Here is a 20,836-nt window from a genome sequence, read left to right as displayed (position 1 = left end):
ACATGGTCACTCGGCGCTGTCGTCCAGGCGGCGGGTGATCTCCCGGGCGGCCTTCTTCGCCTCGGTGGCCGGGTCCGCGCCCGCGAGGACCCGGGACATGTAGGCCTTGATGGGGTTGTCGGCGGCCTCCACGTTCGCCCAGAGCGGCGACGCGGGGGTCGCCTTGCCGTGCGCGGCGCCGACCGCCATCGCGGCGACGCCCGGCTCGCCGCTGACGGCGTCGGCGAGGGTCGTCTTGTTCGGCACGTAGTTCATGGTCTTGGCGAGGTCGGTGTTCCACTTCTCGCCGGCCAGCTCCTTCACGACGGCGATCGCGCCCGGCCGGTCGTCGGTGTTGCCCGGCACGACGAGGTCGGAGCCGCCGGTGAAGACGGCGCCCGCGCGCGAGGCCGTCCTGCCCGGGATCGGGAAGTAGCCGAGCCTGCCCTTGAGCTCCGGGTTCTTGTTGACGATCTGCTGGGCGGCGCCGGGGACCGAGATGATCTGCGCGATGCCGCCCTTCGCGAACTGGTCGGCCTGGGAGGGGTGTTCCTCGTCGGCGTCCTTCGGCCCGTCGCCGAGGGCCTGGAGCCGCTCGTAGAAGTCCATGGCGCGCAGTGCGGCCGGTGAGTCGAGGGCGCCGGTCCAGGTGCCGGTCGTCTCGTGGGCCAGCTCGCCGCCCTCGTCCCAGATGAATCCGGCGAGGCTGTACCAGTCCTGTCCGGCGAGGTAGATGCCCTGGGTGGAGCCGGTGTCGAGACGGCTCGTCAGGTCGAGCCACTCGTCGCGGGTCTTCGGCGGCTTCTCCACGCCCGCCTGCTCGAAGAGGTCCTTGTTGTAGATGACGACGCGGTTGGCGGCGTACCAGGGGATGCCGAACTGGCGGGCGTTGTCGACGCCGGGCTCGGCGAGGCCGGGGAGCCAGTCCTGCATGCCGAGGTCGCGGGCGGACTCCAGGGACAGGTCGAGCAGCCCGCCCTGGTCGATGTACTGCGGGACCTGGGTGTTGCCGACCTCGATGACGTCGGGGGCGTCGTCGCCGCCCTTGTCGTCCTTCAGGGCGGCGGAGACCTTCTCGCCGATCCCGGTCCATTCCTGGACGCGGACGTCGAGGCGGAGGTCGGTGTGCTCGGCCTCGAACTGCTTGGTGAAGCGCTCGATGAACGTGTCCGACGCGCTGTTGCGCATCAGCCACACGGTGACCGTGCGCCGTTCGGGGTCGCCGCCCGGCAGGACGCCGCACGCGCTGACGAGCGTGCCGGTCACGACGACGAGGGAACAGAGGGACAGCACGCCACGGCGGGATCTCACGGGGGGTCACTTTCTGCCTGCGAACAGGTCGGATCGCCCGACGTGGGGGGAGGAGCAGTCAGCTCGTACGGGTATGTGGCTGGATTTTGGTATGTACCAATGAGGCGGTCAAGGGTTACCGGAAAGTAAGTCGCAGTCCCGCGGAATCCCTGCGTCCGGTCGGCGCGGTGTCCGCCCTCTCGCGCGCACGGGCACCCTGGGGCACGGTGGAGACATGTCGAATCACACCTATCGCGTCACGGAGATCGTCGGCACCTCCCACGAGGGTGTCGACCAGGCGATCCGCAACGGGATCGCGCGCGCCTCACAGACCCTGCGCAACCTCGACTGGTTCGAGGTCATGCAGGTCCGGGGGCAGATCGTCGACGGGGACGTCGAGCACTACCAGGTGGGCCTCAAAGTGGGCTTCCGCCTGGACGGCGACGTCTGAGGCCGTGCGGCGGGCTCCAGGGCCCGTCAGGTCCGCCCCTCGCGCTCCTGGGCGTCCCTCAGCGCCGCCGACGTGCTCGCCCAGCGGGCCCGTACGACGGTGAAACCGGCGCGCTCCGCGTCGTCGCAGACCAGTTCGTCGTCGTCCACCAGCATCCGGACGGTGCGGCCGCGGGCGAGGCGGCGCAGTACGTCGAGTTTCGTGCGGCGGGCGGGCCTGCGGTCGTCGTCGCGCCGCATCCTCAGCGTGGCGGCCGGCAAGCCCTGTGCGGCGAGCCACGCCTCGGTGTCGGCGCGGCAGCGCTCGGGGCGCCCGGTCAGGTAGACGATCTCGCACTCGCGCGCGCTGTCCAGGACCATGGCGACGCCCCGCGCGAGCGGCGGGTCGGCGGGCGCCGCGGCGAAGAACGCGTCCCACTCCCGCGGCCTGCGCTCCAGGAACCGCTGCCGGTGGGCGGTGTCGGCGAGCGTGCCGTCCAGATCGAATACGGCCAGCGGCCGCGCGTCCCGGGTCATGAGCGCACCCTACGGCGCACGGCCGGGAATCCCTGCGGAGCCACCGTGTTGGAACGAACGTGACCACCGTGATCGAGACGACCCGCTTCTCCGTCCTGGACCGCTCGCGCGTCCGGGAGGGCTCCACCGCACCGGAGGCGCTGCGGGACACCGTCGCGCTCGCCCAGGATCTGGAGCGCCTCGGCTACCACCGCCTCTGGGTCGCCGAGCACCACGGCGTGCCCGGGGTCGCGGGGTCCGCCCCGACCGTCCTGGCGGCGGCCGTCGCGGCGGCGACCCGCACGATCCGGGTGGGCACGGGCGGCGTCATGCTGCCCAACCACCGGCCGCTCGTCGTGGCCGAGCAGTTCGGGGTCCTGGAGTCCCTGTTCCCCGGCCGGGTCGACATGGGGATCGGCCGCTCCGTCGGGTTCACGGACGGCGTCCGCAAGGCGCTGGGCCGCGAGAAGGACGCCGCCGACGCGGACAGCTTCGCCGGGCAGCTCGACGAACTCCTCGCCTTCTTCACCGGCACCTCCCCGACCCACGCCCATGCCCGCCCCAGCGAGGGCCTGACCGTGCCGCCGTACGTCCTGGCCATGGGCGAGGGCGCCTCGATCGCGGCCCGCGCGGGCCTGCCCATGGTCATCGGCGACCTCCGCGACCGCGAGAAGATGCTGAGCGGCATCGACCGCTACCGCGCCGAGTTCCGCCCCTCGCCCTGGGCCGGGGAACCGTACGTCGTGATCTCGGGCACGGTCGCCGTGGCCGGCAGCGAACCGGAGGCCCGCCGCCTGCTCGTCCCCGAGGCGTGGTCGATGGCGTACTCGCGCACCCACGGCACCTTCCCGCCGCTGCCGCCCGCCGAGCGGATCGCGGGCCTCGAGATGACCGCCAAGGAACGCGAGCTGTACGAGTCCGGTCTGCGCGGCCACATCGCGGGCACCGAGCAGCAGGTCGCGGACGAGCTGGAGAGCGTGATCAAGGAGAGCGGGGCGCAGGAGGTCCTGGTCACGACCAGTACGTACGACCGGGAGGACCTTCTGGAGTCGTACCGGCGCCTCGCGCGGGTCGCCCGTCTGAGCCCGGCGGGGCCTTCGTCCGGCCCGTGATCGTGGGTATGGGCGGGACGGATATTCTTGTGGACATGCCACCAGCCGCCCGCCGTACAGCACGCCAGACAGACCTGCTCGAACGGCTGGTGACGCTCCTCGTCGCGGAGGGGTTCGCCTCCTTCACCCTCGACGACCTGGCGGAACGCCTTCGCTGCTCGAAGACGACGCTGTACCAGCTCGCGCGGAGCAAGCAGGGCCTGGTGCGCGAGGCGGTGAAGCACTACTTCAAGAACGCGACGGCCGCGGTCGAGAAGCAGGTCGCCGACACCACCGCACCGGCCGAGCGGGTCGTCGTGTACCTGACGGCGGTCGCGGAGCAACTGCGGCCGCTGTCGCGGCGGTTCCTCGACGACATGGCCGACTTCGACGCCACCCGCGAGGTCTACGAGGCCAACACGCGGCTCGCCGCCGACCGCATCCGGCAGCTGATCACGGAGGGCGTCACGGCGGGCGCCTTCCGCGAGGTGCACGCCGCGTTCGTGGGCGAGGTCGCCGCCGCCACCATGCAGGCGATCCAGCGCGGCGAGGTCACCCACCGCACCGGGCTCAGCGACTCCGACGCCTACGCCGAGCTGGCCTCCCTCATCGTCCACGCCGTCGCTTCCTGACGCGGCTCCCGGCGGACGGGCGGGGCGTTCAGCGCGCCCGGCGCGGCCTTGGCGAGGGCGCGGCTGATGACGAGGCGCTGGATCTGGTTGGTGCCCTCGAAGATCTGCATGACCTTCGCCTCACGCAGGTAGCGCTCGACGGGGTACCGGCTCGACCAACCGTCTTCGCCCAGGAGGTCCACGGCGCCGCTGGTGACCTTCATGGCCTGGTCGGTGGCGACCAGCTTGGCGATGGACGCCTCCTGCCCGAAGGTGAGGCCCTGGTCCTTGCGGCGGGCGGCGGCGAGCGTGGTGGCGCGGGCGGCGGCGACCGACGCGGCCATGTCGGCGAGCGCGAAGGCGGGACCCTGCTGGGCGATGAGCGGCTGCCCGGCGAACTCGTGGTCGCGGGCGTGGTCGACGGCCTCGTCCAGGGCCGCCTGCGCGAGCCCGGTGGCGACGGCGGCGATGCCCATGCGGCCGCAGTCGAGCGCGGCGAGGGCGATCCGCAGGCCCTGGCCCTCGCCGCCGATGCGCCGCTCGACGGGGACGCGGACGTCCTCGAAGCGCATGGCCGCCGTCGCGGAGCCGGTGAGACCCATCTTCCGCTCGGGCGGGTCTGCGCTCAGGCCGGGCGCGGAGGCGGGGACGAGGAAGCACGAGATGCCGTGCGAGCGGTCGTCGGAGGTGCGGGCCATCACGGTGTAGAAGTCGGCGTGGCCGCCGTGCGTCGTCCAGGCCTTCACGCCGTTCAGCACGTAGTGGTCGCCGTCGAGGACGGCGCGGGTGCGCATCGCGGCCGGGTCGGAGCCCGCCTCGGGCTCGGAGAGGCAGTAGGCGCCGAGGAGGTCGCCGCCGAGCATATCCGGCAGCCAGCGGCGGCGCTGCTGCTCGGTGCCGAAGACGGCGAGCGGGAAGCAGGACATGGCGTGCACGGAGACGCCGACGCCGACGCTCGCCCAGGCGGACGCCACCTCTTCGAGCGCCTGGAGGTACACCTCGTAGCTCTGGCCGCCGCCCCCGTACTCCCTGCCGTACGCCAGACCGAGCAGTCCGGCGCGGCCCAGGGAGCGGAAGGCGTCGCGGGGGAAGGCGCTCGCGGCCTCCGCCTCGGCGGCGTACGGGGTAAGCACATCGGCGGCCAGGTCCCGGACGCGGCCGATGAGCTCGACGGCGTCGGGGCCGGGCAACGCACGGTCAGCGGGCATGGCCTCTCCCTCGTCTCGATGATACGGAGAATAGCACCGCAGTATCAATATCGGTACTGGAAACCACCTTCGGCGACGCCTCGTCCGGAGTCCGGAGCGCGGCGGCCTAGAATCGTGTGATTTGCCCGCCTCTCGCTCATCCGACCCGCCCCACCCACCTCAGGAGCCGCGTCCATGTCGCTGCCGCCGTCCTCGTCCGACCCACGCCACGACGGCTTCGTCCGGGTCCGCGGGGCCCGCGAGCACAACCTCAAGGGCGTCGACGTGGACGTGCCCCGCGACGTCCTCGCGGTCTTCACGGGGGTGTCGGGCTCGGGCAAGTCGTCCCTGGCGTTCGGCACGATCTACGCGGAGGCGCAGCGCCGCTACTTCGAGTCGGTCGCCCCGTACGCGCGCCGCCTCATCCACCAGGTCGGCGCCCCGAAGGTGGGGGCGATCAGCGGGCTGCCCCCGGCGGTGTCGCTTCAGCAGAGCCGCTCGGCGCCCACGTCCCGCTCCTCGGTCGGCACGGTCACCACGCTCTCGAACTCCCTGCGCATGCTGTTCTCGCGGGCCGGCGCCTACCCGCCGGGCGCCGAGCGGCTCGACTCCGACTCCTTCTCGCCCAACACGGCCGCGGGAGCCTGCCCGCACTGCCACGGACTCGGCCAGGTCCACCGCACCACCGAGGAGCTGCTCGTCCCCGATCCGTCCCTGTCGATCCGCGAGGGCGCGATCGCCGCGTGGCCGGGCGCCTGGCAGGGCAAGAACCTGCGCGACGTCCTCGACGCCCTCGGGTACGACGTGGACCGCCCCTGGCGGGACCTCGCGCAGGCGGACCGCGACTGGATCCTGTTCACCGACGAGCAGCCGGTCGTCACCGTGCACCCCGTGCGGGACGCGGACCGCATCCAGCGCCCCTACCAGGGCACGTACATGAGCGCGAACCGGTACGTGCTCAAGACCTTCGCCGACTCCAGGAGCCAGGCGCTGCGCGCGAAGGCGGAGAAGTTCCTGAGCAGCGAGCCGTGCCCGGTCTGCGGGGGCGCGCGGCTGCGGGCGGAGGCGCTCGCGGTGACGTTCGGCGGCCGGACCGTCGCGGACATGGCCCGGCTTCCGCTGACGGAGCTGGCCGAGATCCTGTCGGCCCACGAGGGCGACTCCGAGACGGCACGGGTACTCACGGACGACCTGTGCTCCCGCATCGCGACCATCACGGAGCTGGGCCTCGGCTACCTGAGCCCCGACCGCCCGACACCGACCCTCTCCTCAGGCGAGCTGCAACGACTCCGCCTGGCCACGCAGTTGCGGTCGGGACTGTTCGGCGTCGTGTACGTGCTCGACGAGCCGTCCGCCGGACTGCACCCGGCCGACACGGAGTCGCTCCTGACGGTCCTCGACCGGCTCAAGGCAGCGGGCAACTCGGTGTTCGTCGTCGAGCACCAGCTGGACGTCATGCGCCACGCGGACTGGCTCGTCGACGTCGGACCGCTGGCCGGGGAGCACGGCGGGCAGGTGCTGCACAGCGGCCCCGTGGCGGACCTGCGCGGCGTCGAGGGCTCGGCGACGGGCCGCTTCCTGTTCGACGACGGGCCGCGCGCCGAACGCCGGGTCCGCGAGCCGCGCGGCTGGCTGAAGGTCGGCCCGGTGACCCGGCACAACCTCCACGACGTGACGGCGGAGCTCCCGGTCGGCGCGTTCACCGCCGTCACCGGTGTCTCCGGGTCCGGCAAGTCGACGCTGATCGGCGAGGTCTCGGTGGAGCTGCCGGGCGTCGGACGGCTCGTGGTCGTCGACCAGAAGCCGATCGGCCGGACGCCGCGCTCCAACCTGGCCACCTACACCGGCCTGTTCGACGTCGTGCGCAAGGTGTTCGCCACCACGGACGAGGCGAAGGAGCGCGGCTACGGCGTCGGCCGCTTCTCCTTCAACGTCGCGGGCGGCCGCTGCGAGACCTGCCAGGGCGAGGGCTTCGTCAGCGTCGAACTCCTCTTCCTGCCGAGCACGTACGCGCCGTGCCCGGACTGCGGCGGGGCGCGCTACAACCCGCGGACACTGGAAGTGACGTACCGGGGACGGAACATCGCCGAGGTGCTCGACCTGACCGTGGAGTCCGCCGCCGGGTTCTTCGCCGACGACGACGCGGCCAAGGCGGTCCTCCGCTCCCTGCGTACCCTGCTCGACGTGGGCCTCGGCTATCTGCGGCTCGGACAGCCCGCCACCGAGCTGTCCGGCGGCGAGGCCCAGCGCATCAAGCTGGCGAGCGAGTTGCAGCGGGTTCGGCGCGGCCACACCCTCTACCTCCTCGACGAGCCGACCACCGGGCTGCACCCGGCCGACGTGGAGGTGCTCCTGCGCCAGCTGCACGGCCTTGTCGACGCGGGGCACTCCGTGGTGGTCGTGGAGCATGACATGTCGGTGGTCGCCGGGGCGGACTGGGTGGTCGACATGGGGCCCGGCGGGGGTGGTGCGGGTGGGCTCGTGGTGGCCGCCGGGCCGCCTGCGGTGGTGGCCGCTGCCGCCATGAGCCGCACGGCTCCCTACCTCCAGCGTCTACTGGGTGATTGAGCGTCTTCGACTACAGGTGCTCCGTGGCTTGTCGCGCCCCTGGGCGGAGTTTGCCTTTCGCCAGTTTTCCTGTGGGGGTGCGCGGGAGGGCGGGCACGAACTCCATGTGCCTCGGTACCTTGTAGTGGGCGATGCGGGCGCGTACGTATGCGGTCAGTTCAGCGGCCAACTCCGAGCCGGGCTCGGCCCCTTCGGCGGGTTGCACGTATGCCTGCACCGCCTCTCCCATCTCCTCGTCCGGCACCCCGATGACCGCGACGTCGGCGACGGCGGGGTGCAGCACCAGGCAGTCCTCGATCTCCTGCGGGTAGATGTTGACGCCGCCGGAGATGATCGTGAAGGCCCGGCGGTCGGTGAGGAAGAGGTAGCCGTCCTCGTCGACGTGGCCGATGTCGCCCGTGGTCGTCCAGTGCGGATGGACGGGGTGCTGGGCCTCGCGCGTGCGGTCGTCGTCGTGGTGGTAGCGGAACGGCAGCTCGTCCCGCTCGAAGTAGACGATGCCCGTCTCCCCCGGCGGCAGGAGCTTCCCCTCCTCGTCGCAGATCCGCAGCTCCCCGAGGAGCCCGGCGCGGCCCACGGAGCCGGGTTTGCGCAGCCACTCGTCCGGGCCGACGAAGGTGATGCCGTTGCCTTCGGTCGCCGCGTAGTACTCGTACAGGACCGGGCCCCACCAGTCCATCATCCGCCGCTTCACCTCCACCGGACACGGCGCGGCGGCGTGCACGGCGACCTTCAGGGACGAGGTGTCGTAGCGCTCGCGCACGGCGTCGGGCAGTTTGAGCATGCGCACGAACATCGTCGGGACCCACTGGCTGTGCGTGACCCGGTGGCGCTCGATCGCCGCCAGCGCGCCTTCCGCGTCGAAGGACTTCATGAGGACGACCGTGCCGCCCGTCGCCGTGACCGTGTGGCAGAAGCGGAGCGGCGCCGCGTGGTACAGCGGCGCCGGACAGAGGTAGACGCTGTCCTCGCCGAAGCCGTACATGGGCTGGAAGAGCAGCTGGTACATGGACGGGTCGGTGCGGATGTCGCCCTCGGGCAGCGTGGGCTGCACCCCCTTGGGGCGGCCCGTCGTGCCGGACGAGTAGAGCATGTCGGTGCCGCGCGGCTGATGCGCGGGCGGCTCGGGCGAGGCGGCGGCGAGGGCGGCGTCGTACGTCCCGTCGTCGAAGCCGAGCCGGTGCGTCACCCCGGGCACCGACTCCGCGATGCGCGCGCCCAGTTCGCCGAGCGCCCCGTCGGCCACGATCAGGGCCCGCGCCCCGCAGTCCCGCACGATGTAGGCGGCTTCGTCGGCGGTCAGATGATGGTTGACGGCGGTGAGGTAGAGGCCCGAGCGCACTGCGGCCCAGTACACCTCCATCACGCGCGGGTCGTTGTCGGACAGCAGGGCGAGGTGGTCGCCTCTGCGCAGCCCCGCCGTGCGCAGATGGTCGGCGAGGCGCAGGGAGTTCTCCTCCAGCGCGCCGTAGGTGAGGGTGGTGTCGCCGTCTGCCGTGACGACGGCCGGCCTGGCTCGGTCGTACGCTCCCGGGTACATGAACGCGACGCTACCGCCCGGACGTGACGCTTCGTCAGGCGTGTGCGGCGGGCGAAGACGATGACGGGGCCGGGAGAGCACCAGCTCCCGGCCCCGCCCACCCCGCGCTCTTCGCGGGACGTCCTCTCCCAGGAAGCGGCGCTCAGCGGCTGACCTTGCGGTTGGCGCGCAGCCACTCCTTGTTCATGCTGGTGATGGAGAACAGTGGGATGCCCTTCGGGCAGGCCGTCGCGCACTCGCCGGCGAGCGTGCAGCCGCCGAAGCCCTCCTCGTCCATCTGCGCCACCATGTCCAGGACGCGGGTCTCGCGTTCGGGGGCGCCCTGCGGGAGCACGTTCAGGTGGTTGATCTTGGCGGAGGTGAAGAGCATCGCCGCGCCGTTGGGGCAGGCGGCGACACAGGCGCCGCAACCGATGCACTCGGCGTTCTCGAAGGCGAAGTCCGCGTCCGGCTTGGGCACCGGCGTGGAGTGCGCCTCGGGGGCGGCGCCGGTCGGAGCGGTGATGTAGCCGCCGGACTGGATGATCCGGTCGAAGGCCGAGCGGTCGACGACGAGGTCCTTGATGACGGGGAACGCGGAGGCGCGCCACGGCTCGATGTCGATCGTGTCGCCGTCCTCGAAGGACCGCATGTGGAGCTGGCATGTGGTGGTGCGCTCGGGGCCGTGCGCGTCGCCGTTGATGACGAGCGAGCAGGCGCCGCAGATGCCCTCGCGGCAGTCGTGGTCGAAGGCGACGGGGTCGTCGCCCTTGACGATGAGTTCCTCGTTGAGGGTGTCGAGCATCTCCAGGAACGACATGTCCTGGGAGATCCCGTCCACCTCGTACGTGGACATGGCGCCTTCGGCACCGGCGTTCTTCTGGCGCCAGACGCGCAGGGTGAGCTTCATGCGTAGCTCCGCTGAGTGGGGTGGACGTACTCGAAGACGAGGTCTTCCTTGTGCAGGGCGGGAGCCTCGCCGGTGCCGGTGAACTCCCAGGCGGCGGCGTAGGAGAACTCCTCGTCGCGGCGTTCGGCCTCGCCGTCCGGGGTCTGCGACTCCTCGCGGAAGTGGCCGCCGCAGGACTCGGCGCGGTGCAGCGCGTCGAGGCACATCAGCTCGGCCAGCTCGATGTAGTCGACGATGCGGTTCGCCTTCTCCAGCGACTGGTTGAACTCCTCGCCGGTGCCCGGGACCTTGATGCGGCGCCAGAACTCCTCGCGGATCTGCGGGATCCGCTCAAGAGCCTTGCGCAGACCGGTCTCGGTGCGCGCCATGCCGCAGAACTCCCACATCAGCTCGCCGAGTTCGCGGTGGAAGGAGTCCGGGGTGCGGTCCCCGTCGACGGCGAGCAGCTTCGCGAGCCGCTCCTCGGTCTCGCGCACGACCTGGACGGTCGCGGGGTGCTCGGCGTTCACCTCCTCCTTGTGCGGGTTCTTCGCGAGGTAGTCGTTGATGGTGGCGGGGAGGACGAAGTAGCCGTCGGCGAGGCCCTGCATCAGCGCGGAGGCGCCGAGCCGGTTGGCGCCGTGGTCGGAGAAGTTGGCCTCCCCGATCGCGAAGAGCCCGGGGACGGTGGTCTGGAGGTCGTAGTCGACCCACAGACCGCCCATCGTGTAGTGCACGGCCGGGTAGATCCGCATGGGCACCTTGTACGGATCCTCGTCGGTGATCCGCTGGTACATGTCGAAGAGGTTGCCGTACTTGGCCTCGACGGCCTTGCGGCCCATGCGCTTGACGGCGTCGGCGAAGTCGAGGTAGACACCCTGCCCGCCGGGGCCGACGCCCCTCCCCTCGTCGCACACGTTCTTCGCGGCGCGCGAGGCGATGTCGCGGGGGACGAGGTTGCCGAAGGACGGGTAGATGCGCTCCAGGTAGTAGTCGCGCTCGTCCTCGGGGATCTTGTTGGCCGGGCGGTCGTCGCCCTTGGCCTTCGGCACCCAGATCCGCCCGTCGTTGCGCAGCGACTCGCTCATCAGCGTGAGCTTCGACTGGTGGTCACCGGTGCGCGGGATGCAGGTGGGGTGGATCTGCGTGAAGCAGGGGTTGGCGAAATAGGCGCCGCGCCGGTGCGCCCGCCAGATGGCGGTCGCGTTGGAGTTCATGGCGTTGGTGGAGAGGTAGAAGACGTTGCCGTAGCCGCCGGAGGCGAGCACGACGGCGTCCGCGAAGTACGTGTCGATCTTCCCGGTGATGAGATCGCGGGCGACGATGCCGCGCGCCTTCCCATCGACGATCACGAGGTCGAGCATCTCGGTACGGGGGTGAAGCTCGATGTTCCCGGCGGCGACCTGGCGGCTGAGCGCCTGGTAGGCGCCGAGCAGCAGCTGCTGCCCGGTCTGACCGCGGGCGTAGAACGTACGGGAGACCTGCACACCGCCGAACGAACGGGTGTCGAGGAGACCGCCGTACTCGCGGGCGAACGGGACGCCCTGCGCGACGCACTGGTCGATGATCTCGACGGAGATCTGGGCGAGCCGGTGCACGTTCGACTCGCGGGCGCGGAAGTCGCCGCCCTTGACGGTGTCGTAGAAGAGGCGGTGCACGGAGTCGCCGTCGTTGCGGTAGTTCTTCGCGGCGTTGATACCGCCCTGCGCGGCGATCGAGTGCGCGCGGCGCGGCGAGTCCTGGTAGCAGAACTGGACGACGTGGTACCCCTGCTCGGCGAGGGTGGCGCCGGCGCTGCCACCCGCCAGGCCGGTCCCGACGACGATGACGGTGTGCTTGCGGCGGTTGGCGGGGTTGACCAGCTTGGCCTCGAAGCGGCGGGTGTCCCAGCGCTCCTGGACCGGCCCGGCCGGGGCCTTGGCATCGACGACGGGTTCGCCGGTGGAGTACTCCGCGTAGCTGCTGATGTCACTCATGTCGTTCCTCAGCTCACCAATCCGGTCATGACGCCCACGGGCACGGCGATGAAACCGAGCGTGAGCAGTACGGCGAGAACATTGCCGACGGTCTTCAGGACGCGGTCACGGGTCCGGCTGCCGACGCCGAGTGTCTGCGCGGCGCTCCAGAACCCGTGCTGGACGTGGAAGCCGAGGGCGAGCATCGCGACGATGTAGATGACGTTGCTGTACCAGGTCGAGAACGTGTCGATGATGTTCTGGTACGGGTGCAGGTGCTCGTAGCCGCCCGGGTGCACGGTGCCGGTCGTCAGGTCGAGGATGTGCCAGACGATGAACAGGCCGAGGATGATCCCGCCCCAGCGCATCGTGCGGGTGGCGTAGCTCGCGCCCGGCTTCCTGTGCACGTACTTGTTCGGGCGCGCCTTGATGTCGCGACGGCTCAGCTGGTACGCGGAGGTGGCGTGGGCCACGACGGCGACGACGAGCACGACGCGTACGAGCCACAGGCCCCACTCGTGGTGGAGCACCGGCTCGCCCATGACACGCAGCCAGTGGGCGTAGTGGTTGATCTCCTCGGGGCCGAAGAAGATCTTGAGGTTTCCGATCATGTGCGCGACCAGGTAGAGCAGCATCACGATGCCGCTGACAGCCATCACGGTCTTCTTGCCGAGGGAGCTGTCCCACATCGTGCGCGTCATGGACGGTCGTCGGTCCGTCCGCGTTGCCAGAGCCATGAGACCAGACGGTAGGGCCGGAGGACCCGATCGGTCCAAGACATGGAGCAGCTCATTTCCATAGGCATTGCCTATGCGGGGAACTATCGTGGCCGTCATGCAGTTCCAGCAGCTTCAGTACTTCGTCGCGGTGGCGGAGACCCGGCACTTCACGCGCGCCGCCGAACTGGTCCATGTGGCGCAGCCGTCGCTGTCCCAGCAGATCCGGGCGCTCGAGCGCGAGCTGGGGGCGGACCTGTTCCACCGCGCCCGGGGCAACATCACGCTCACGGACGCCGGTGAGGCGCTGCTGCCGCCGGCCCGGCGGATCCTCGCGGACGCGGACACGGCTCGGTACGAGGTCCAGGAACTGGCGCAGCTGCGGCGCGGGCGGGTCCGTCTCGGGGCGACCCCGTCCCTGTGCACGGGCCTGCTCCCGGACGTGCTCCGCGCCTTCCACGACCGCTACCCCGGTATCCAGCTGCTCATCGAGGAGGGCGGCTCGCTCGATCTCGTACGGGAGCTGGCGCGCGGAGCGGTGGATCTCGCACTGGTGGTACTTCCGCTGCCGGCGCCGGCGCCCGCGCTGACGACGGTGGAGCTGTTGCGGGAGGAGCTGGTGGTGGTCTCGTCACCGAGCGCGCCACGACCCGGCCGGGGGCGGAAGTCGGTCCGCGTCTGCGATCTGGAGGGTGAGCGGCTCGTCATGTTCCGGCACGGCTACGACCTCCGGGAGCTGACGGTGGCGGCGTGCCGGGCGGAGGGCTTCGAGCCGGATTTCGCGGTCGAAGGGGGTGAGATGGACGCGGTCCTGGGCTTTGTCCGGGCCGGGCTCGGGGTCGCGGTCGTCCCCCGCATGGTCGCGCTCCGAGCGGGGCCCGGCCTCCACGTCACGCCTCTGGCACGGCCCGGGCTGCACCGGACGATCGCGCTGGCCCACCGCAGCGATGTGGCTCCGCCCCGGGCCGCGCGGGAGTTGCAGCGGATGCTTTTCGAGCGGGAAGGCGGCGCGCCGTAGGGGGGTGTCTCGTCGCCGGGTGCGGCTTTCGTCGTGGCTGGTCGCGCAGTTCCCCGCGCCCCTGGAGATGCGCACTGCGTGCGCTACCTCCAGGGGGAAGGCTGCGCGGAGCGCATGCCTTCAGGGGCGCGGGGAACTGCGCGACCAGCCACCACGGCGCCGCACCCGGTACTCGCTCCACGGCGGCTAGCCGGTCGCGTCGGCCAGGGCCAGCTCATGCAACCGGTCCGGCGGCCCGGGACGCGCGTAGTACCAGCCCTGGGCCGTGTCACAGCCGAGCTCCCGCAACTGCTCGGCCTGAGCCCCCGTCTCGACCCCCTCCACCGTGACCGCCAGGTCCAGCGAGTGGGCCAGCGACACGATGCCCTCGACGATCTTCAGGTCCACCGGATCCGCCGGGAACTGCTGCATGCCCTGCGTGAAGGACCGGTCCAGCTTCAGCACATTCACCGGCAGACGCCGCAGATTCGCCAGGTTCGAGTACCCCGTACCGAAGTCGTCGAGGGCTATGTCGACCCCCATCTCCGACAGCCGTCGCAGAGGCTTCAGCAGATCATCGTCCGCCCCGATCAGCGCCGACTCCGTCACCTCCAGGCACAACGCCCCCGGCGCGAGCCCGGACCGCTCAAGGATGTCGACCGTGTCGGAGACGAGCCCGGGATGCGTGAGCTGCATCGGCGAAAGGTTCACGTTGATGCGGAGCGGCCCCGCGTCGGAGTGGCGCTCCTGCCAGACGCGGGCCTGGCGCACCGACTCCTCCAGGACCCACCGCCCGAGCGGCACGATGAGCCCGGTGTGCTCGGCGAGCGGGATGAAGCGGTCCGGTCCGAGGACGCCGTGCTGCGGATGGCGCCAGCGCACCAGCGCCTCGGCGCCGCGCACGCTGCCGTCGCCGAGGTGGACGAGGGGCTGGTACTCGATGAAGAACTCACCGCGGTCGAGGGCGGCGGGCAGCGCCGTCGTCAGCCCGTGCCGGGTGATGGCGCGGGCGTCGGCCTCGGGATCGGCCAGCTCGTAGCGGTTGCCGCCCGCGGACTTGGCCCGGTACATGGTGATGTCGGCGCTGCGGAGCACCTCCGCGGGGCTGCGGTCGCCGACCGGCCCCTCGACGATGCCGATGGAGCCGCGCACCGTCAGCTCGCGGTTGTCGATCCGGATCGGCGTGGCAAGCGCTCCCATGATGCGGTCGGCGAGTTCGTCGACCTCCGTGCGGGTGTCCCGGCCGGTGGTGAGCGCCACGAACTCGTCGCCGCCGAGCCGGGCGACCATCTCGCCGGGCGCGGTAGCACAGGCCTGGAGCCGGTCGGCGACCTCGACGAGGAGCCGGTCGCCGACCGCGTGGCCGAGGCTGTCGTTGATGGTCTTGAAACCGTCGAGGTCGAGGTAGCAGAGGCCGAAGCGCATGCCTTCGCCCGCGCCGAGCACCTTCTCCAGGCGTTCGAAGAACAGGGTGCGGTTGGGCAGTCCCGTGAGGGCGTCGTGCGTGGCCTCGTAGCGGAGCCGGAGGTTGAGCAGGCGGCGCTCGGTGGTGTCCTCCAGGAGCGCCAGCTGGTACTGGGGCACACCGTCGGCGTCGCGCAGCAGGGACACCGTGAGGTTGGTCCACAGGGCGGTGCCGTCGGGGCGGTGGAACGCCTTCTCGACGCGGTAGTGCTCGCGCTCGCCGCGCACCAGCTCGTGGTAGAGGTGCCAGACCTGCGGGGCGTCCTCGGGATGGGTCCACTCGGCGACGTTGCGCCCGCGCAGCATGCCCTCGGCGCCGCCGAACATCCGCACGAGGGCGTCGTTGACCTCCAGGACGGTGCCGTCGAGCGCGGCGATGCTGATGCCGATCGCGGCGCCGTGGAAGACGGCGCGGAACCGGGCCTCGCTGGCGTGCAGCGCCTCGGCGACGGCGCTGCGGGCGTTGAGCGCCGCCAGCGAGATGGCCTCCTGCTCGGTGCGGGTCCGTTCGCGCAGCGCGGCGGCGAAACCGGCGGCGACGGTGTGCTGGAGGCGGGCGCAGCGGGCCCGCAGGTCGTCGTCGCGCTCGGCGGTACGCGCCTCCTCGCCGCAGTACAGGACGAGGTAGGCGTCGACGACGTCGAGGGTGCGGCTGAGCGCCTCGGGGTCGGTGCAGTGCACGTCGATGAGGGCCGCGCCGACGGCCTGGCCCCGCGCGGCGTCCAGGGCCCGCGCGGCGAGCGCGTCGCGCATGCTGCGGGCGAGCGGCACGAGCTCCTGCTCGAACTCGGGCCTGGTCAGGGAGGTCGCCGTCACCGGGTAGATGGCCCGGCTCCAGATGGTGGCGAACCTGCGCAGTCTGTCCTCCGGTCCGCCCGGCTCTGTGCTCACGGCTTGCGCCCCACTCCCACATAGCCCGCGAAGGTGAACGGGTCCTCGTCCTCGGGCGCGGTCTGCGGCCGCCACACCGGCATGGGCACGATGCCCGGCTCGGCCACCTCGTACCCCTGGAAGAACCGTCCGATCTCGTCGCGGCCGCGCATGATCAGCGGATTGCGGACATCGTTCCGGTAGACGTCGACCGCCCCGCCGGCCTGTTCCTCGGGTATCGGCATGCCTTCGTAGGTGGCGTGCGTGACGATCAGCATGCTGCCCGGGGCGAGCGCCTCGCCGAGTTCGGCGACCGCCGCGTACGGATCGTCGGCGTCCTCGATGAAGTGCAGGACGGCGACGAGGAGCAGCGCCACCGGGCGCTCCAGGTCGAGGAGGCCGGTCACCTCGGGGCTGCGCAGGATCTCGCGCGGCTTGCGCAGGTCGGCGGCGACGACGGCGGTGTCCGGGTTGCCTTCGAGGACGGCCCGGCTGTGCGCGACGGCGACCGGGTCGTGGTCGACGTAGACCACACGGGCGCCGGGGCTGGCCCGCTGCGCCACCTCGTGGACGTTGCCGAAGGTCGGGATGCCGGAGCCGATGTCGAGGAACTGGGTGATGCCCTCGTCGACGGCGTACCGCACGGCGCGTCGCATGAACGCCCGGTTCGCCTGCATGATCTTGGGCAGGCCCGGCAGGAACTCCATGGCCCTGCGGGCGGCCTCCCGGTCGACCTCGAAATTGTGCGAACCGCCCAGGTAGTAGTCGTAGATCCGGGACACGCTGGGCACCGAGATGTCGATGCCCTGCGGGGCCCAGGCAGGACGATCCATCACTCTCTCCAAGGCGTAGGCGAGCCGGTGTTCGAGCAGAGGCTACTGATCAGCCGCCAAAGGAGCGAGCCGAAACGGAAATTGACCATCCGTTCTCGGTCACTGCCTGCGGCACGTGCCAAAAAAAGGTTCCGAAACCGCCCCGAAACCGCCTCTTTCCCAAACGAAAAGAACCGGTCCGTTCCCGGCGCACGGCCCTTTCACGGCCATACGGGGAACGGACCGGCATTCGACCGATCTGTCAGCGGCTCTTCCGGTGGATCTATGGGCGGGTCTATGGGCGGATCTGCGGGGGGATCTGCGGGGGGATCTGCGGGCGGTTTCTACTGCGCGGGGCGGCCCACCGGCTTGCCGTCGGGCGCGGCCGCGTACCACGTGCCGCCCACGCCCTGCCCGTTGGTGTCACCGGGCTTCTTGTCGCCGGAGAACGTGTACACGGGCCAGCAGTTCAGCGTCTGCTGCTGGGTGCCGTCGGGCCGGTCGAAGGTCATGTAGCCCTTCAGGGGAATGTTCTCGGTGTCGTTCTTCGCGACCGGTGCGACCGCGGGCCACTTCTTCGCGCATGCGCCGACGCAGTTGGACTTGATCGGCCACGCCGAGTCCTTCAGGAACCGGTAGACGGTCATCCCGTTCTTGTCGACGACGATCTCGCCGAGCTCCGGGTCCTTGCGCGTGGACAGTCCCGCGAGGTCGGCGGGTTGCGCGGCGGCGGCCGGGCTCGCCTTCTTGCCGTCGGGGGCGGCCGCGTACCACGTGCCGCCCACACCCTGCCCCTTGGCGTCGCCGGGCGCGGCGTCCATCGCGTAGCGGTACATCGGCCAGCCGTCGATGGTCAGCTGTTTCGTGCCGTCGGCCGCGGTGACCTCGCCGATCAGGGCGGCGTCGACGCCGGGCGCGGCCTTGGCGCCGCTCGCCGGGACGGCCGGCCAGGCCTTCAGGCAGGTCGCGTCGCAGTTCGACTTGGGCGGCTGCGCCGTGTCCTTGTCGAAGCGGTAGAGCGTGAACCCGGCGCTGTCCGTGACGACCTTGCCGAGCTTCTTGCTGTCCCAGACGGTCAGCTGGCCGGCGGCCTTGGCCTTGGGCGCGTCGGCCGCGTCGGCCCCCTCCTTCCCCGCCGAGCCGGACCCGTCGGACCCGTCGGACCCGTAACCGTCCGAGCCGTAACCGCCCTGCGCGGGCGCGGCGTTGCCCACGTTCTGACCGTTCGAGGCCCCGTCGCCCTTGTCCTGACCGCACGCCGTCGTCAGCGCGAGCAGGGCAGCGGCTGTCGCTACGAGCGAGGCGTTCCGCCAGGAGGTTTTCATCGTCAACTCCCGTGTGTTGCTTGGGTGTTGTGGGAGCCCGGTCGGGTCCGCACATGGCCCTAGGTACGGGCGGGGACGGTGGGTGTGTTCAACGCGGGCCCAGAAATCTCGCGGTACGGGTCCGCCCGCGGCACCACACGGACGAGGGACATGGCGGGGCGCAAACCTCGAACGCGACCGTTCCCCCCGTTCGGGGCATTGCGGCGCGCAAACGGCGTGCCGTACCGCGCGGGCGCTCATCATCTCCGTCGTGCATCGAACCCAGCGGGCCAGGTCCGCCCTGGTCACCCGAGTCCTCGCGATGGTGGCCGCCGCCTGGCTGTGCGGCGTGCCCGCCGGGGCCGCGACCGCTCTCGTGCCGGCCGACGCCTGCGCGTGGGCCTCGGTCGACGGCGGGGCGAGCGGCGGCGCCGTCGCGGTCGCGGGCTCCGACGTCGATTGCAGTGCGGGGCCCAGCACGCCCCCACCGCAGAAGCCGACACCGAAGCCGCCCCCGCCGAAACCGGCCCCGCCGCCGCCCGCTCCCCCGCGGCCCCCGGCGCCCGAGCCACCGGCGCCACCGCCGCCGACCCCCGCGCCGACCCCGCCCCCGACGCGTGCCGCGCCCGCGAAGCCCGCGCCCCCGCCACTGCCCACACCGAAGCCGACGCCCAAGCCGACGCCGAAGCCGACTCCCGAACCGTCACCGACGCCGACACCGAAGCCGAAGCCGACACCGGAAGTCCACTACCCCGCCCATCGGCCCACGGTGCACCGCGCACCGCCCCGCGGCGGCCCGTCCCTCGTCACGGTCACCCTGCTCATCACCGCGCCCGCGATCCTCGCGGTCGCCGCACTGCGCCCCCGCTGAACCTGTGTGGAGATTCCATGTCGGAATGGCTTGTTCTCGCCCTCGCGATGATCGCTGTGTGCGCGGTCGTGCTCGTCGTCCAAGTTCTGCAACAGCGGAGGATCGGTGAGGACGACGATCCGTCCGAGACGCCGGACGTCATCGAGTACATGACGATGATGATCGGCGTGGTCTACGCGATCGTCCTCGGCCTGGCCATCGCCGGCGCCTGGGAGGCGCGCAGTGCGGCCGAGGACAGTGTGCGCAACGAGGCGCAGGCGCTGCACGAGATCCATGAGCGTGTCCGTGTCTACCCGGACGACGTCCGCGACCGGATCCGGACGGATGTCGACACGTATGTCAGCCATGTCGTGACCACGGAGTGGCACGCGATGCGGACCAAGGGCGAGCTGACGGACGCGGGCACGCGGCTGTTCGACAAGGTGCGCCACGACGTGACGGACTTCGAGCCCGAGAACGACTTCCAGGCCCAGGCCTACCAGCCGCTCCTGGACCAGGTGACGGCGGCCGACGACGCGCGCAACGCCCGCGCGGACTCGACCGGGGCCACGATGCCCGGCGTCGTCTGGTTCGGTCTGATCGTCGGCGGCCTGGTGACGATCGGCATGATCTTCGCGCTGCAGATCCGGCGCACCCGCCGCGAGATCGTCCTGGCCGGCCTCTTCTCGTCCCTGATCGCCTTCCTGCTCTTCCTGATCTGGGATTTCGACGCCCCGTACAGCCGTGGCGCGGCGGCCACCGCGGAGCCGTTCCTGATGCTCTTCCCGGGGGCCGGCTGATCCCGGTGGCACGGGGGCCGTCCCCCGTTCGCCCGACAAAAATCGCGCCCATTTGGGGCAATCCATAGGCTTTCGGCCACGAGGTGCTGTCCCAACGAGCGGAAACGGTCCGCGGCCGCCCCTCGTGGACCGGAGGAATCCCCATGCACCCGATACGCGCCGCTTCCGCCGCCGTGCTCGGCCTCACCGCGTTCACCCTCGCCGCCCCGTCCGCCACGGCGGGGGACGACCGGTCGTTCGACGTCAGCGCCTCGCCCACCACGATCTCGGCGGGCGGCCGGGTGACGCTCACCCAGAGCGGCTGCCCCGGCGAGACCACGGTGACCGCGGGGATCTTCGACACCGTGAAGCTCGGCGGCGGAAGCGGTTCGAAAGCGGTCACCGTCGACTGGGACGCCAAGCAGAGCGCCATGTACTCGGTGACGTTCTCCTGCGAGGGCCGCCCCGACCGGTCCGTGGACCTCACCATCGCGGGCGGCCGGCCCGACGAGCCCACGCACCAGCCCGCCGACCACGGCGTCAAGGCGGGCGCCGGCGGCAGCGTCGGCGGTTTCGACCTGCGCGAGATCGGCCTCGGCGCGGCCCTGCTCACGGGCGCGTTCGGCACCGCCTACTACTTCGCGCGCCGCCGCACCGGCGACGACAAGAGCTGACGGCGCCCACGACGGCCCCCTAGCCGTCGGCTGGAAGCCCTTGGCCCGTAGCCCTTGGCCCGTCACCGTCTGCTCTCCGCGCGGCGGCGCAGGCAGAACGCGCCGCCGCCGATGAGGCCGGAGGCGACGAGGGCCCCGCCGATCGCCATGTCGGCGGGGGTGGCCTCCGGGCGGCGCGCGCCGTCGAAGTCGTCACTGTCACGGCTGTGCCGGACGTGCTCGCGCGGCTCGGCCGCTGCGGACGCGGCGGACGCGACGGAAGCGGGCAGCGTGACCGCGAAGGCGGCGACGGCGGACACGGCCAGGGCACGGATGCAACGCATGAAAATCCTCCGC

General features: G+C 71.4%; 19 protein-coding genes. 8 read left to right on the top strand and 11 right to left on the bottom strand.

Annotated elements, in window-relative coordinates:
• Nucleotides 1–6: 6 nt before the first annotated feature.
• On the bottom strand, nt 7–1,290 hold the full coding sequence (locus ACH4RC_RS05145) for an extracellular solute-binding protein (RefSeq protein ID WP_398195263.1): 1,284 nt from the start codon (nt 1,288–1,290) through the stop codon (nt 7–9).
• A gap of 214 nt (nt 1,291–1,504) precedes the next feature.
• On the opposite strand from ACH4RC_RS05145, the gene ACH4RC_RS05140 reads away from it, so the two are divergent.
• Nucleotides 1,505–1,720, top strand: coding sequence for a dodecin (locus ACH4RC_RS05140; protein ID WP_398195262.1), 216 nt, complete (start codon nt 1,505–1,507; stop codon nt 1,718–1,720).
• A 26-nt stretch (nt 1,721–1,746) separates the two neighbouring features.
• Here the strand turns inward: ACH4RC_RS05140 and ACH4RC_RS05135 are convergent, their stop codons facing one another.
• Nucleotides 1,747–2,235 (bottom strand): hypothetical protein, encoded by a 489-nt coding sequence (locus ACH4RC_RS05135; RefSeq protein ID WP_398195259.1) that lies wholly within the window; start codon nt 2,233–2,235, stop codon nt 1,747–1,749.
• Between the two features lie 59 nt (nt 2,236–2,294).
• On the opposite strand from ACH4RC_RS05135, the gene ACH4RC_RS05130 reads away from it, so the two are divergent.
• A complete protein-coding gene (locus ACH4RC_RS05130) occupies nt 2,295–3,326 on the top strand; it encodes an LLM class flavin-dependent oxidoreductase (RefSeq protein WP_398195256.1) in 1,032 nt (343 codons plus the stop codon).
• Between the two features lie 35 nt (nt 3,327–3,361).
• Complete coding sequence (locus ACH4RC_RS05125; protein ID WP_398195255.1) at nt 3,362–3,937, top strand: TetR/AcrR family transcriptional regulator; 576 nt, start codon at nt 3,362–3,364, stop codon at nt 3,935–3,937.
• Here ACH4RC_RS05125 and ACH4RC_RS05120 read toward each other — a convergent pair.
• The gene (locus ACH4RC_RS05120) at nt 3,892–5,124 is read right to left on the bottom strand and encodes an acyl-CoA dehydrogenase family protein (RefSeq protein ID WP_398195253.1); all 1,233 of its coding nucleotides are present in this window, start codon (nt 5,122–5,124) and stop codon (nt 3,892–3,894) included. The two genes, ACH4RC_RS05125 and ACH4RC_RS05120, sit on opposite strands and share 46 nt — an antisense overlap.
• A 174-nt stretch (nt 5,125–5,298) precedes the next feature.
• On the opposite strand from ACH4RC_RS05120, the gene ACH4RC_RS05115 reads away from it, so the two are divergent.
• Nucleotides 5,299–7,671 (top strand): ATP-binding cassette domain-containing protein, encoded by a 2,373-nt coding sequence (locus ACH4RC_RS05115; RefSeq protein WP_398195251.1) that lies wholly within the window; start codon nt 5,299–5,301, stop codon nt 7,669–7,671.
• A gap of 10 nt (nt 7,672–7,681) precedes the next feature.
• Here the strand turns inward: ACH4RC_RS05115 and ACH4RC_RS05110 are convergent, their stop codons facing one another.
• From ACH4RC_RS05110 to ACH4RC_RS05095, 4 genes are all read right to left on the bottom strand, one after another.
• Nucleotides 7,682–9,211 (bottom strand): acyl-CoA synthetase, encoded by a 1,530-nt coding sequence (locus ACH4RC_RS05110; RefSeq protein ID WP_398195248.1) that lies wholly within the window; start codon nt 9,209–9,211, stop codon nt 7,682–7,684.
• A gap of 142 nt (nt 9,212–9,353) precedes the next feature.
• A complete protein-coding gene (locus tag ACH4RC_RS05105) occupies nt 9,354–10,100 on the bottom strand; it encodes a succinate dehydrogenase/fumarate reductase iron-sulfur subunit (protein ID WP_398195245.1) in 747 nt (248 codons plus the stop codon).
• Nucleotides 10,097–12,055, bottom strand: coding sequence for a fumarate reductase/succinate dehydrogenase flavoprotein subunit (locus ACH4RC_RS05100; RefSeq protein ID WP_398195244.1), 1,959 nt, complete (start codon nt 12,053–12,055; stop codon nt 10,097–10,099). The genes ACH4RC_RS05105 and ACH4RC_RS05100 overlap by 4 nt, the downstream gene beginning before the upstream one ends.
• Before the next feature lie 8 nt (nt 12,056–12,063).
• Nucleotides 12,064–12,735: a succinate dehydrogenase gene (locus ACH4RC_RS05095; RefSeq protein WP_398195727.1), complete on the bottom strand. Its 672-nt coding sequence runs from the start codon at nt 12,733–12,735 to the stop codon at nt 12,064–12,066.
• 133 nt (nt 12,736–12,868) lie between these two features.
• Here ACH4RC_RS05095 and ACH4RC_RS05090 point away from each other — a divergent pair, with 133 nt between their 5' ends.
• Complete coding sequence (locus ACH4RC_RS05090; RefSeq protein WP_398195243.1) at nt 12,869–13,768, top strand: LysR family transcriptional regulator; 900 nt, start codon at nt 12,869–12,871, stop codon at nt 13,766–13,768.
• A gap of 186 nt (nt 13,769–13,954) precedes the next feature.
• Here the strand turns inward: ACH4RC_RS05090 and ACH4RC_RS05085 are convergent, their stop codons facing one another.
• The 3 genes from ACH4RC_RS05085 to ACH4RC_RS05075 all read right to left on the bottom strand — a co-directional run bounded on the left by ACH4RC_RS05085 (nt 13,955) and on the right by ACH4RC_RS05075 (nt 18,218).
• Entirely contained in the window at nt 13,955–16,102 is a 2,148-nt protein-coding gene (locus ACH4RC_RS05085; RefSeq protein ID WP_398195240.1) for a putative bifunctional diguanylate cyclase/phosphodiesterase, read from the bottom strand.
• On the bottom strand, nt 16,099–16,914 hold the full coding sequence (locus tag ACH4RC_RS05080) for an SAM-dependent methyltransferase (protein WP_398195238.1): 816 nt from the start codon (nt 16,912–16,914) through the stop codon (nt 16,099–16,101). The genes ACH4RC_RS05085 and ACH4RC_RS05080 overlap by 4 nt, the downstream gene beginning before the upstream one ends.
• Nucleotides 16,915–17,237: 323 nt before the next feature.
• Complete coding sequence (locus tag ACH4RC_RS05075) at nt 17,238–18,218, bottom strand: SCO0930 family lipoprotein (RefSeq protein WP_398195236.1); 981 nt, start codon at nt 18,216–18,218, stop codon at nt 17,238–17,240.
• A 250-nt stretch (nt 18,219–18,468) separates the two neighbouring features.
• Between ACH4RC_RS05075 and ACH4RC_RS05070 the strand changes: the two genes are divergently transcribed.
• The 3 genes from ACH4RC_RS05070 to ACH4RC_RS05060 all read left to right on the top strand — a co-directional run bounded on the left by ACH4RC_RS05070 (nt 18,469) and on the right by ACH4RC_RS05060 (nt 20,500).
• Nucleotides 18,469–19,068, top strand: coding sequence for a hypothetical protein (locus tag ACH4RC_RS05070; protein ID WP_398195234.1), 600 nt, complete (start codon nt 18,469–18,471; stop codon nt 19,066–19,068).
• Nucleotides 19,069–19,085: 17 nt separating this feature from the next.
• Nucleotides 19,086–19,847, top strand: coding sequence for a hypothetical protein (locus ACH4RC_RS05065; RefSeq protein WP_398195232.1), 762 nt, complete (start codon nt 19,086–19,088; stop codon nt 19,845–19,847).
• Nucleotides 19,848–19,990: 143 nt separating this feature from the next.
• A complete protein-coding gene (locus tag ACH4RC_RS05060) occupies nt 19,991–20,500 on the top strand; it encodes a hypothetical protein (protein ID WP_398195229.1) in 510 nt (169 codons plus the stop codon).
• A gap of 62 nt (nt 20,501–20,562) precedes the next feature.
• On the opposite strand, the gene ACH4RC_RS05055 is transcribed toward ACH4RC_RS05060, so the two are convergent.
• Nucleotides 20,563–20,823: a hypothetical protein gene (locus ACH4RC_RS05055; protein ID WP_398195226.1), complete on the bottom strand. Its 261-nt coding sequence runs from the start codon at nt 20,821–20,823 to the stop codon at nt 20,563–20,565.
• Nucleotides 20,824–20,836: the final 13 nt, after the last annotated feature.

The sequence above is a fragment of the Streptomyces sp. NPDC016845 genome (assembly GCF_044332585.1).
Classification (GTDB): domain Bacteria; phylum Actinomycetota; class Actinomycetes; order Streptomycetales; family Streptomycetaceae; genus Streptomyces.
This window is presented reverse-complemented; position numbering and strand designations above follow the sequence as displayed.